The sequence below is a fragment of the Dactylosporangium sp. NPDC000244 genome (genome assembly GCF_040300725.1).
In the GTDB taxonomy this organism is placed as follows: Bacteria; Actinomycetota; Actinomycetes; order Mycobacteriales; family Micromonosporaceae; genus Dactylosporangium.
The window spans coordinates 1-11,183 of record NZ_JBEPEH010000093.1 but is presented as its reverse complement, the minus strand read 5'-3'; the positions used below and the strand labels follow the sequence as shown (position 1 = coordinate 11,183).

The 11,183-nt window shown below is 71.1% G+C and carries 13 protein-coding genes; 9 read left to right on the top strand and 4 right to left on the bottom strand.

Annotated elements, in window-relative coordinates; translation table 11 throughout:
• The 3 genes from ABT369_RS57270 to ABT369_RS57260 form a co-directional block, all read right to left on the bottom strand.
• On the bottom strand, window positions 1-284 hold a 284-nt coding region (locus tag ABT369_RS57270), incomplete at its 3' end, for a flagellin N-terminal helical domain-containing protein (RefSeq protein ID WP_502891968.1).
• A 103-nt stretch (window positions 285-387) separates the two neighbouring features.
• A complete protein-coding gene (locus ABT369_RS57265; RefSeq protein ID WP_350627092.1) occupies window positions 388-1,239 on the bottom strand; it encodes a sigma-70 family RNA polymerase sigma factor in 852 nt (283 codons plus the stop codon).
• Between the two features lie 409 nt (window positions 1,240-1,648).
• On the bottom strand, window positions 1,649-2,515 hold the full coding sequence (locus tag ABT369_RS57260) for a sigma-70 family RNA polymerase sigma factor (protein WP_350627090.1): 867 nt from the start codon (window positions 2,513-2,515) through the stop codon (window positions 1,649-1,651).
• A gap of 199 nt (window positions 2,516-2,714) precedes the next feature.
• Here ABT369_RS57260 and flgN point away from each other — a divergent pair, with 199 nt between their 5' ends.
• The 6 genes from flgN (at window position 2,715) to ABT369_RS57230 (ending at window position 8,503) form a co-directional block, all read left to right on the top strand.
• Window positions 2,715-3,197, top strand: a complete 483-nt coding sequence (gene flgN, locus ABT369_RS57255; RefSeq protein WP_350627088.1) for a flagellar export chaperone FlgN — start codon at window positions 2,715-2,717, stop codon at window positions 3,195-3,197.
• On the top strand, window positions 3,198-4,598 hold the full coding sequence (gene flgK / locus ABT369_RS57250) for a flagellar hook-associated protein FlgK (RefSeq protein ID WP_350627086.1): 1,401 nt from the start codon (window positions 3,198-3,200) through the stop codon (window positions 4,596-4,598).
• 16 nt (window positions 4,599-4,614) lie between these two features.
• Entirely contained in the window at window positions 4,615-5,505 is an 891-nt protein-coding gene (locus ABT369_RS57245) for a flagellin N-terminal helical domain-containing protein (RefSeq protein WP_350627084.1), read from the top strand.
• Between the two features lie 34 nt (window positions 5,506-5,539).
• Entirely contained in the window at window positions 5,540-5,962 is a 423-nt protein-coding gene (fliW, locus tag ABT369_RS57240) for a flagellar assembly protein FliW (RefSeq protein WP_350627082.1), read from the top strand.
• A gap of 82 nt (window positions 5,963-6,044) precedes the next feature.
• Complete coding sequence (gene csrA, locus ABT369_RS57235) at window positions 6,045-6,278, top strand: carbon storage regulator CsrA (RefSeq protein WP_350627080.1); 234 nt, start codon at window positions 6,045-6,047, stop codon at window positions 6,276-6,278.
• A 164-nt stretch (window positions 6,279-6,442) separates the two neighbouring features.
• A complete protein-coding gene (locus tag ABT369_RS57230; RefSeq protein WP_350627078.1) occupies window positions 6,443-8,503 on the top strand; it encodes an ATP-binding protein in 2,061 nt (686 codons plus the stop codon).
• Here the strand turns inward: ABT369_RS57230 and ABT369_RS57225 are convergent.
• Window positions 8,487-8,615: a hypothetical protein gene (locus ABT369_RS57225; protein WP_350627076.1), complete on the bottom strand. Its 129-nt coding sequence runs from the start codon at window positions 8,613-8,615 to the stop codon at window positions 8,487-8,489. The genes ABT369_RS57230 and ABT369_RS57225 overlap by 17 nt on opposite strands.
• Before the next feature lie 216 nt (window positions 8,616-8,831).
• Between ABT369_RS57225 and ABT369_RS57220 the strand changes: the two genes are divergently transcribed.
• The 3 genes from ABT369_RS57220 to gsmA all read left to right on the top strand — a co-directional run bounded on the left by ABT369_RS57220 (window position 8,832) and on the right by gsmA (window position 10,920).
• Window positions 8,832-9,614 carry a zinc metalloprotease gene (locus ABT369_RS57220; RefSeq protein ID WP_350627074.1) on the top strand — a complete coding sequence of 261 codons (783 nt, stop codon included), beginning with the start codon at window positions 8,832-8,834 and terminating at the stop codon, window positions 9,612-9,614.
• Window positions 9,615-9,771: 157 nt separating this feature from the next.
• A complete protein-coding gene (locus tag ABT369_RS57215) occupies window positions 9,772-9,978 on the top strand; it encodes a hypothetical protein (protein ID WP_350627072.1) in 207 nt (68 codons plus the stop codon).
• 45 nt (window positions 9,979-10,023) lie between these two features.
• Window positions 10,024-10,920 carry a sporangiospore maturation cell wall hydrolase GsmA gene (gene gsmA, locus ABT369_RS57210; RefSeq protein WP_350627070.1) on the top strand — a complete coding sequence of 299 codons (897 nt, stop codon included), beginning with the start codon at window positions 10,024-10,026 and terminating at the stop codon, window positions 10,918-10,920.
• Window positions 10,921-11,183: the final 263 nt, after the last annotated feature.

Below are 11,183 nucleotides of genomic sequence, written 5' to 3'. Positions count from 1 at the left end.
AGGTCACGCATGCGCTGCAGGATCGAGTGGGTCTCGGTGAGCGCACCTTCAGCGGTCTGCACGACGGAGATGCCGTCCTGGGCGTTGCGCACGGCAACCTTGAGGCCGCCGATCTGGGAGCGCAGGCCTTCGCTGATGGAGAGGCCGGCCGCGTCGTCCGCGGCACGGTTGATCCGGTAGCCGGAAGAGAGCTTCTCCAGCGACTTGCTCATCTGGGTGTCGGTGACCGACAGGTTCCGGTACGCGTTCTGCGCGGCGATGTTGTTGTTGATCCGAAGACCCATGACTACTCCTCCGTGAATCGGGTCGTACAGCGGGCCGTCCCTGGCTCGCTCGTGTCCTATATCGGCTGGTCAGCCGGGCTCTTGAGGGCGAATCCGCGAACGTTCAGAAGCTTCGCGGCACGCCCAGCGGGTTGGTGATGTTCAGGCGCGCGCTCAGGTCGCCCTGGGCGGCGATGTTCGCGTAGTACGCCTCGCGCCGGCGCGCCACGCAGCCCTTGTCGCGCGCGGCCGCCACGAGGTGCGGGTCGAGGTGGTTGTTGAGCCCGTCGCGCAGCAGCATGAGTGCCTCGGCGCGCAGCTGGCTGACGCGGGACTCGGTGACGCCGAGCTCGGCGGCGATGTCGTTCATCGGGCGCTCGTCGAAGAAGTACGCGGTGACGACCGTGCGCAGGCGCTCCGGCAGGGCGTTGACGGCGTGGTGGAGGTACCCGATGCGCTCCCGGTGCAGGATCAGCTCCTCGGGGCCGGCGGCCCGCTCGGGCACCAGGTCCTCGGCCGAGCCGGCGGTGAAGCCCTGCAGGGACAGCACGACCGCGCGCTGCACGTCGTCGTCGATGCTCTTGACCTCGTCGACGGCCACGCCGAGGGCCTGCGCCAGCTCGGACTGGGTCGGGGTGCGCCCGAGCGAGGCGGTGAGCTCCTGCTGGGCGGTCTCGACCCTTCTGGCCCGGGTACGCACGGATCGGCTGGCCCAGTCCAGCCCGCGCAGCTCGTCCAGCAGCGCGCCGCGGATCCGGGTGGTCGCGAAGCTGCCGAACGGGATGCCGCGGGCGGGGTCGAACGAGCGCGCCGCGCCGGCGAGCGCGGCCATGCCGGCCGAGACGAGGTCCTCGCGCGAGACGTGCGCGGGCAGGCGGCCGAGCATCTCGCGCACGAGATGCCCGACGAGCGGGAGGTGGGTGCGCACGAGCGCCTCTCGCTCGGCGCTGGTCGTCTTGATGGCGGTGCTGGTCACGGCAACCTCTTCGTGGCAGGAGTCGGTACTCGTGGCGGGCTCTCGGTGATCGCCCGGCAAGATCCAGCTTCTGTCACTTTGGGTACACAACCGGTCTCTCTCGGTTGCGAAAAGGTTGTTCTCGGGAACGGCCCGGCCTCGCTGCCGGGCCGCTCCCGAGCCCCATGGGGAACCTCCGTGTTCCCGCGTCGTTCCGGCGTCCGTGCCACGCGGTGTCCGGGGCGTCCGTGCCCGATGCGGGCCTCCATGCCCCTGCCTTGCGAACCAACCGTGCGTCCGTGCTTTGGGCGTCCGTGCCCGGGTGGTGCTCCTACCGCCCCCGAGTCCGTTCGGGCCGCGGCTTTGCAGCGAGTTCGTCCGTCGCCTCCGGAGCATCCGTGGCGACTCGCTGCGGGTCTCGGTGTGCGCCTTACGCGGCGCGGGGCATCCCCAGCGGGGTCGTGACGGCCAGGCGGGCGCTGAGGTTTCCCTGCGCGGCGATGCTGGCGTAGTACGCCTCGCGCCGGCGAGCCACGCAGCCGTTGCCGCCGGAGCCGGCCAGCATCTCGGGGTCGAGGTGGTTGTTGAGGCCGTCGCGCAGGAGCACCAGGGCCTCGGCACGCAGCTGGCTGATGCGCGACTCGGTGACGCCGAGCTCCTCGGCGATGGCGTTCATCGGGCGCTCGTCGAAGAAGTACGCGGTGACGACCGTGCGCAGGCGCTCGGGGAGGGCGTTGATCGCCTGGTGCAGGTACCCGATGCGCTCCCGGTGCAGGATGAGGTCCTCGGGACCGGCGGCCCGCTCGGGGACCAGCTCCTCGGCCGAGCCGGCGGTGAAGCCCTGCAGGGACAGCACGACCGCGCGCTGCACGTCGTCGTCGATGCTCTTGAGCTCGTCGACCCCGACCCCCATGGCCTCGGCCAGCTCCGCCTGCGTCGGCGTGCGGCCCAGCCGGCCGGTCAGCTCCTGCTGCACCGTCTCCACCTTGCGGGCCCGGGCGCGCACCGAGCGGCTGGCCCAGTCCAGGCCGCGCAGCTCGTCGAGCAGCGCGCCGCGGATGCGGCTGGTGGCGAAGCTGCCGAAGGGGATGCCGCGGCTCGGGTCGAAGGAGCGCCCGGCGCCGGCGAGGGCCGCCATGCCCGCGGAGATGAGGTCCTCGCGGGACACGTGGGCCGGGAGCCGGCCGAGCATCTCGCGGACCAGGTGCCCGACGAGCGGGAGGTGGGCGCGCACCTGGGCGTCCAGCTCCGTGGGGCTCAGGGCGGTGGCGGCGGGGGCTTCGGCGGTGGTGGTCACGGCAACCTCTTCGTGGCAGGAGTTGGTTGGTCGAGAACCAGACTCGGCAGCCCCGGGTGCGGGCCCGGGTGACGCAAAGTTGCGAACCGGTAGTGCTCAAGCCGGACATGGAAATGCCGAACTACCGGGCGAAGACGACGCGGATGTGCGACGCGCCGGCCGCCCGGCCGACCCATCGCACGAGGGAGAGGCGGAACGGATGGCGCTGGCGGATCTCGCGAGCATCCTGTGGCGGGAGCGCGAGATGCTGGAGCTGCTGCTGTTCAAGCTGGAGGAGGAGCAGCTCGTGCTCGCCTCCGGCCGGACGCGCTGGCTCGCGCACGCCACCCGCGAGGTCGAGGTGGTGCTGGAGGAGATCCGGCGTACCGAGGTCGTGCGGGCCGCCGAGGTCGAGGCGATCGGCGCCGAGTTCGGGCTGGGCCCGAACCCGAGCCTGAGCAAGCTCGCCGAGGCCGCCCCGGCGCCGTGGTCCGACCTGCTCAACCAGCACCGCAAGGCGTTCCTGACGATCACCGCCGAGGTGAGCGCGATCGCCGAGGCGAATCGCGACCTGCTCACCACGGGGGCCCGCGCGGCGCGCGAGACGATGCTCGCCGTCGTCGGGTCCGTCGAGACCTACGGGCGCAAGGGGGAGACCGTCGCGGCCGCCCCCCGCACCCGGCTGATTGACGAGGCGATGTAGATGAGCACGTTTTCCGGCCTGAACACGGCCCTGTCCGCCCTCTACGCCCAGCGTCGCGCCCTCGACCTGACCGGGCAGAACATCGCCAACGCGAACACCGAGGGGTACTCCCGCCAGCGCGTCGAGCTCTCGCCGGTCGAGAACCTCTCCACGCCGGCCCGCTGGTCGACCAGCCAAGGGGTCGGCGACGGCGTGCGCATCACCGACGTCACCCGGCTGCACGACGAGTTCATGACGAACCGGACCCGGGCCGAGCGGGGGCTCAACGAGTACCTGCAGGCGCAGAGCATGGTCTTCGGCAACGTCGAGCAGTCCCTCGGCGAGCCCGGCGACCACGGCCTGCAGGCCCAGCTGGCCGACTACTGGTCGGCGTGGTCGGACGTGGCCAACCGGCCCGGCGACACCTCGGCCCGCACCCAGCTGCTCTCGCGCGCCAACACCGTCGCCGCGACGATGGGCACGACCCGGCAGAACCTCGACAACCTCTTCGGCGCGACCCGCGAGGCCCTCGACGCCGACGTCGCCGTGGTCAACCAGACCTCGGCGGGCATCGCCGACCTCAACGACCGCATCGCCCTGGCCAAGACGGCCAACATGCCGACCAACGAGCTGTCCGACCAGCGCGACCGGCTGGTGCTGAAGCTCTCCGAGCTCACCGGCGCGACCGGCCGGCTCAACGACAACGGCAGCGTCGACGTCTCGCTGGGCGGCAACCTGCTGGTGCAGGGCGACACCGTGCGCGACCTCAAGGCGGTCGGCAGCACGACGGTCGACGGGATCGCGGTCAACCCGGTGCAGGTGGTGTACGCCGACAACAACACCTCGGCCGGCATCACCACGGGCAAGATGGCCTCGGGCCTGGAGGCGCTGACCTCCACCATCCCGAACACGGTGGCGGGCCTGGACAGCGTGGCCGGCACCCTCATCCAGAAGGTGAACGCGCAGCACGCGCAGGGCTACGACATCAGCACCACGCCGCCGTCGAGCACGCCGAACCCGCAGCCGGGCGGCGCGTTCTTCACGGGCTCGAGCGCCAAGGACATCCAGGTGGCGATCACCGACCCGACGAAGATCGCCGCGTCGAGCACGGCGACGACGTCGTACCAGGGCGACAACGCCAACGCGCTGGCCGCGATCGCCCAGGACCCCCAGGGGCCCGACACGCAGTACCGCAACTTCGTGGTCGACGTCGGCATCCAGGCCCAGACGATCAACCGGCGCGCCCAGGCGCAGCAGGTCATCGCCGACGACGCCACGTCCGCCGAGCAGGCGGAGTCGGGCGTCAGCCTCGACGAGGAGATGACCAACCTGCTGCAGTTCCAGCGGGCGTACGAGGCCGCCGCGAAGGTGATCAGCGTCGTGGACACCACGATGGACACGCTGATCAACATGAAGAGGTAGCAGGAGGAGGGAACGGATGCCCGGCTTCCGCGTCACCGAACGGTCGGTGGCCACGAACACCCTGGCCAACCTGCAGGTCAACCTGCAGAAGAACCAGGACCTGCAGAACCAGCTCTCCAGCGGCAAGCTCATCACCAAGGCGTCGGACTCGCCCGGCGGCGCGGTCATCGCGATGCAGACCCGCAGCGACATGGCGACGCTGAATCAGTACTCACGCAACGGCGATGACGGGATGGGCTGGTTGAACCAGGCCGACACGGCGCTGACCAGCGCCTCGACTCAGCTCAACCGGGTCCGCGAGCTCGTGCTGACCGGCATGTCCAACGGCACGGGCGGCAACTCCGAGGCCCGCGAGGCGATCGCCCTGGAGGTCGACAACCTGCGCGGCTCGATGCTCGACCTGGCCAACACCACCTACCTCGACCGCCCGATCTTCGGCGGCACCACCGCCGGCAGCATCGCCTACGACCAGAGCGGCAACTACGTGGGCGACAGCGGCTCGGTGAACCGCACGGTCGGGGCCAATGCCTCGGTGCGTGTCGACACCGATGCCACGACGGTGTTCGGCTCCGGCTCCGGCAACGTCTTCAACATGCTCCAGCGGATCGCCGACGACCTGCGCAACAACCCCAGCGCGTTGCAGGCGGACCTCGCCAGCGTCGACACGGCGCAGAAACAGGTGCAGACGGGGCTTTCGGGGGTTGGATCCCGATATAATCAGGTTTCACAATTGCAGCAGGCCGCGGAGAACCGGGTGCTCGACCTGAGGACCCAGCTGTCCGATGTCGAGGACATCGACCTGCCGAAGACCATCACCGAGCTGTCCCTGCAGCAGACCGCATATCAGGCGGCGCTGGCCGCGACCGCGAAGGTCATCCAGCCGTCGCTGGTGGACTTCCTGCGGTAGGCCGCGAGGCGGCTCCAGTCATCGTGAGGAATCTATGAGCGTCGCGACCGTTGACAGTCCGGAGACGACCACGCTGCCGGTGATCGACTTCGTCGCGCCGATCCCGGGCTTCCCCGAGGACCGCCGCTTCGTGCTCGTGCGCCTGGACGACGCCGGGGTGCTGTTCTCGCTGAAGTCCGTGGACACCGACGGACTGCGGTTCCTGGTCGTCCCGCCGACGCAGTTCTTCCCCGACTACGAGGCCGAGATCGACGACGAGACCCTCGCCGCGCTCGGCGTCGCCGACCAGAGCGACCTGCTGGTGCTGCTCGTGGTCACCGCGGGGGAGGCCGGCGCCGAGGACGCCACCGCCAACCTGATGGCTCCGATCGTGCTCGACCAGCGCAGCCGCCGGGCGGTGCAGTTGATCCTCAGTCACAGCGGGCTTCCGGTGCGCCAGAAGCTCATGGTCGCCTGAACGGGGTGACGCCGGGCATTCCCGCCCGGCGATGCCGACAATTCGGGTACTGTTCGCCTATCGCCCAGCGAAGGAGCGGCTTGTGCTCGTCCTGACCCGACGTCCCGGAGAAAGCGTGATGGTCGGCGACGACGTCGTCGTCACGGTGCTCGACGTGCGCGGCGACGTGGTGCGGCTGGGCATCAAGGCGCCCCGCAGCATCCAGGTCCACCGCGAAGAGGTGTACCGCGAGCTGCAGAAGGCCAACCGCGAAGCCGCCTCGCCCAGCGACGTGGCCGTGAAGGCCCTCAGCAAGATGCTGCGCACCGAGAAGTAAGCCCAACAGCAAGCCCAGCAGCACGCCGAGACCCGGCCGCGACGCGTCGCGGCCGGGTCTCGCCGCGTGTCCGGCCCGGCTCGCGGTCGCGGCCCCCGGCAGTTCGTATTGGGTTGTATCGCGTTCGCATGCCCGCACAGCCCGATACGCCCGAGAATGAGTGCATGTCCCTGGGCGAGGCGCAACCGCGGACGCCGGACGCACCCGGTCGCCGGCCGCGGCTCCTGCCGTTCCTCGCGGTGACCGCGCTCGCGTTCGGCGTCGCCCTGCTGCCGCCGAGCGTGCACCCCGTCGCCCTCGCGGCCGCCGCCGGCCTGGTGCTGGTGCTGCTGGCCCTGGTCGTGCTCGTGCCGTGGGGGCGGATGCCGATCCTGCTGGAGGCCATCCCGCCGCTGGGGTACTTCGGCGTGGTCGTGCTGCTCAACGTCGGCAGCGACGGCGGGCCGACCGGCTACGCCCCGCTCGCCCTGCTGCCCGTGCTGTGGCTCGGGCTCTACCACGGCCGGCTCGCCACCGCGGCCGGCGTCACCGTCATGGCGCTCGTGTTCGCCGTGCCCGCGCTGCTCGACACCGACGTGCTGCGCGCCGAGTGGCGCCGGGGCGTGCTCGTCGTCGCCATCGGCATCATCGTGGCCACCGCGGCGCAGGGCTGGACCCGTCACGCCCGCGCGGCCGCCCGCCAGCTCGTGCGGGCCACCCACAGCGCCCGCCGCGACCGCGACTTCAGCCAGGCCATCCTCGACTCGACCGGCTTCCTCGTGATCGCGGCGGACGCCGACGGCACCGTCACCGCGTTCAACCGCCGCTGCGAGGAGCTGACCGGGCGGGACGCGTCCGAGGTGATCGGGCGGCCGTACCGCGACCTCGGCCTCTCCGTCGTCGACGGCCCGAGACTGGACGCCGAGCTCGCCGGCATCGCCACCACGGGCCTCCCGCGCTCGGCCGAGCGCGACTGGATCGTCCCCGGCGGCCGGCGCCGCATCGCCTGGAGCACCGCGGCGATCACCGACGACGAGGGCCGCTTCGCGCACGTGATCTGCACCGGCATCGACGTCACCGAACAGCGGCGCACCGAGCGGCTCTTCGCCGACGTGCTCGCCGCCGCGACCGAGCAGGCCATCATCGGCGTGGACCGGGGCGGGACGGTGACCGTGTTCAACGCCGGGGCCGAGCGGCTGCTGGGGTATCGCGCCGCCGACGTCGTGGGCACCGCCGACCTCGCCCGCTTCCACGCGCCCGGCGGGCTCGGCTCGCTCGAGAAGCTCTTCGCGCCCGCGCGGGCCGGCGACATGGAGCCGCGCGAGTGCGTCTACCGGCGCCACGACGGTTCCCTGGTGCCGGTGGCGCAGACCGTCAGCGTCATCCGCGACGAGTGCGGCGACGTCGCCGGCTACCTCAGCGTGGCCCGCGACGTCACCCGCGAACGGCGCACCGTCGAGGCGATGCGCCACGCCCTGGACCGCGAGCGCGACGCGACCGCGCGCCTGCGCGAGCTGGACAAGGTGCGGGCCGACCTCGTCGCGACCGTCTCGCACGAGCTGCGCACGCCGCTGACGAGCATCCTCGGCAACGTGGAGGTCATCGTCGACGGCGACGCGGGCCCGGTCGCGCAGGCGCAGGCCCGGCTGCTGGCCGCGGTCGAGCGCAACGCGCGCCGCCTGCTCGCCCTGATCGAGGACCTGCTGATGCTCTCGCGCATCGAGGCCGGGGCCGTGAAGATCAACGCCGGTCCGGTGCAGATCGCGGCGGTGGTCTCCGGCGCCCTCGAGGCGCTGCAGGCGATTCGGGGGCAGCGGGACGTACACCTGGAAGTCGACCTGCCCGAGGACCCCCTGTTCGTGCAGGGCGACCGCGACCAGCTCGAACGCGTGGTCATCAACCTGCTCGACAACGCGCTGAAGTTCACCCCGGCCGGCGGGCACGCGCGCCTCGCCGCCGACCTCGACGGGGAGCAGGTGCGCCTGACCGTCTCCGACACCGGGATGGGGATTCCGGAGAACGAGATCGACCAGATCTTCGAGCAGTTCTTCCGGTCGAGCCGCTCGCACGAGCGGCAGAGCCAGGGGACCGGCCTGGGCCTGGCGATCACGAAGACGATCGTGGAGCGGCACGGCGGCCGGATCTGGGCTACTCCGGCGACCGGGCAGGGGACCGTGGTCACCTGCCTGCTGCCGCTAGGGCCGCCCTCAGGGCCGTCGCGGGCCGGGTTCAGCCGAAGAGCGTGACCGCGGCGACCAGCGTGACGCCGAGCAGGATGGCCCCCAGGCCGACGTCGAGCGTCGCCGCGCCGCGGTCGCCGCGAGCGGTGCGTGCGATCAGCTTCACGATGGCCCTCATGTGCGTCCCCCTCAGCTCGGTGTGACTCAAGGATGACCGAGTGTGATCGGGCTGGTCTGTCCGGCGGCCGCTCGGACGGCCGCCACCGTTCACCCGACGGGCCGGTGCGGGGTGGGTGTCGAGCGGGCGCAGGTGGGCAATCAGCGGGCCATGGCGTCCCGGGCGCGTTTGCCGAAAATCACCCCTGCGAGGGGTTGCGCGGCTCAGAATGGATTCGTGCCGAAGATCGACACTGGTCTGGCGGCGATGCTGCGGGCCTTGCTACCGCTCGTACTCTGCGCGGCCTGGCTCGTGGGCGAACCACCCATGACCATGCATACCGCTCGATTCGCCGTCGTGATCCCCGGACCGCCGACCGGGCAGCCCGCCGAGGCCGCCATGGACGGCGGGCGCTGCGCGGACCCGGCCGGGACCTGGCTGGGGATGCGCTGGCGCAGCGAGCTCAAGTGGCGGGTCAACGAGAAGACGATCCCCGCCTACCTCGGCGACCGCACCGCCGTCGTGAACTCGTTGCGCAGCGCGGCCTACACGGTCGACACGGGGCGCAACGACTGCGGCCTGCCCCAGAACCTCGGGATCTCCGAGTCGTACGCGGGCAAGACCGACCGCACCGCGGGTGTCACCTCCACGGGCGGGTGCGGCCAGCGCGACGGGTACAACGCGGTCTCCTTCGGCCCGCTCAACCAGGGGCTGCTCGCGGTCACGTGCATCTGGTGGTACGGCGGCAAGGAGAACGGCCGCAGCGTCGAGGCCGACATCCTCATCGACGACACCGAGGGCCTGTTCTTCCTGAACATCCCGCCGTCGTGCAGCAACCGCTGGGACCTCGAGGGCACCATCACCCACGAGTTCGGCCACGCCTTCGGGCTCGGCCACGTCTCCTACGCCCAGCACTCGGCGCTCACCATGACCGACGGGCTGCCGGACTGCTCGACCGCGTACCGGGGCCTCGGCCTCGGCGACTACCTGGCGCTCAAGCAGCAGTACGGGACCAACTGAGCCGGCGCGCACTGCTCGAGACGGCCGCCGTCGCCGCCCCGGTGAGCGGCACCCGGGGCCGCTTCGCGCTGCTGCTCGTGCTCTCGCTCGTCGGGCCGGCGATGACCGCGCTCGGGCCCGGCGCCTCCTCGGTCGGGGCGGCGGGTTCAGCGTTGCGGTGCCGGTCTCCGTGCCGCAGCAGCGCGAGCCGCAACTGTTCGGCACCGTCCTGGGCACGCCGCGCCGGCACGACCTGCCGCCGAGCGCGCTGACGCTCGTGCCGCAGGGCTCGGGAGCGCTCGAGCGCCTGCGCGCCGAGGGCGTCCGGGTGGGCCTGGCAACGGCCTGGCACCCGGCGGGGAACGAGGCCCGCAACGCCGGTTGACGATCTTTGTGGGGTCCTGCTCACCCCTGCACCGGAGATCGTCTGATGCTGCGTTCGTTCACGAAGTTCGTTTTCGCTCCGGCGCTGGCCCTTGCCGCGACCGCCACGACGCTCGTCGTGGCCGCTGCACCGGCCGACGCCGCCGTTGTCAGTGTTCGCGTCAAGGGCTCGCTCGCCGCTCGCAGTGGCGCCGCCAACTGGTTCGGCCAGACCCGGATCGTCAAGAACAAGCAGAAGGTCACGGTCACCTGCCGGGTGAGCGGACAGTACCTGCGCGGCAACGTGCGCAAGACCGCGCAGTGGGACCGCACCGCGATCGGCGACTACATCTCGCACGCGTTCGTCTCCGGCAACCCGAAGCTCCCGGTCTGCGCCCCGCCCGCGGCCCCCGCCGCGCCGGCCGCCCCCGCCCCCGCCCCGTCCGCGCCGGTGGCCGCGGTGCCGATGGGCCCGACCGGCACCATGACCAACGAGCAGTTCCTCGCCGCCTCCATCCCCGCCGCCCAGCAGAGCCAGCGCGACACGAAGGTGCCCGCGTCGGTGACCCTGGCGCAGGCGATCCTGGAGTCGGGCTGGGGCCGCAGCTCGCTGTCGGCGAACGACAACAACTTCTTCGGCATGAAATGCTTCAACAACGCGCCGGGCTCCTACGCGGCGGGCTGCAAGGCGTACTCCACGCAGGAGTGCAACGCCGCGGGCGCCTGCGTCACGACGGTGGCGACGTTCCGCACCTACCGCACGTCGGTGGACTCCTTCCGCGACCACGGGGCGAACCTGAAGTCGCTGGCGCGGTACGCGGCCGCGTTCAACTACACGACGAACCCGAACCAGTTCATCGCCGAGATCCACAAGGGCGGCTATGCGACGGACCCGCTGTATACGACGAAGGTCGTCGCGCTGATGACGAAGTACAACCTGTACCAGTACGACCTGAAGATCTGACGCTACGGTTTCGGCGGCGGCCGGCGCTCGGTACACCCGGGCCCGGCCGTCGTTGTCGTTTCCGGGCGGCGGGTTGTGCAACTGGCCGTGCCGCTGCGGGAACTGGCTGCTGACGTGCGGCTTCGCGAAGCGTTGCAAGTAGTAAACAAAGTTAAACAAATCGCTGTCGGACATTGTTCTATGGCGATTTAGTGGGACACACTGGGCGTTCCTGACCCGTCCGCCAGCGGGAGATGCCCATGTTTCGATTCACGTTCAGGCCG

What these genes read in the sequence shown, in the direction of transcription:
- flgN (WP_350627088.1), top strand. Translation starts at nt 2,715, where the DNA reads ATGGCGCTGGCGGATCTCGCGAGCATCCTGTGGCGGGAGCGCGAGATG.
- flgK (WP_350627086.1), top strand. Translation starts at nt 3,198, where the DNA reads ATGAGCACGTTTTCCGGCCTGAACACGGCCCTGTCCGCCCTCTACGCC.
- ABT369_RS57245 (WP_350627084.1), top strand. Translation starts at nt 4,615, where the DNA reads ATGCCCGGCTTCCGCGTCACCGAACGGTCGGTGGCCACGAACACCCTG.
- fliW (WP_350627082.1), top strand. Translation starts at nt 5,540, where the DNA reads ATGAGCGTCGCGACCGTTGACAGTCCGGAGACGACCACGCTGCCGGTG.
- ABT369_RS57230 (WP_350627078.1), top strand. Translation starts at nt 6,443, where the DNA reads ATGTCCCTGGGCGAGGCGCAACCGCGGACGCCGGACGCACCCGGTCGC.
- ABT369_RS57225 (WP_350627076.1), bottom strand. Translation starts at nt 8,615, where the DNA reads ATGAGGGCCATCGTGAAGCTGATCGCACGCACCGCTCGCGGCGACCGC.
- gsmA (WP_350627070.1), top strand. Translation starts at nt 10,024, where the DNA reads ATGCTGCGTTCGTTCACGAAGTTCGTTTTCGCTCCGGCGCTGGCCCTT.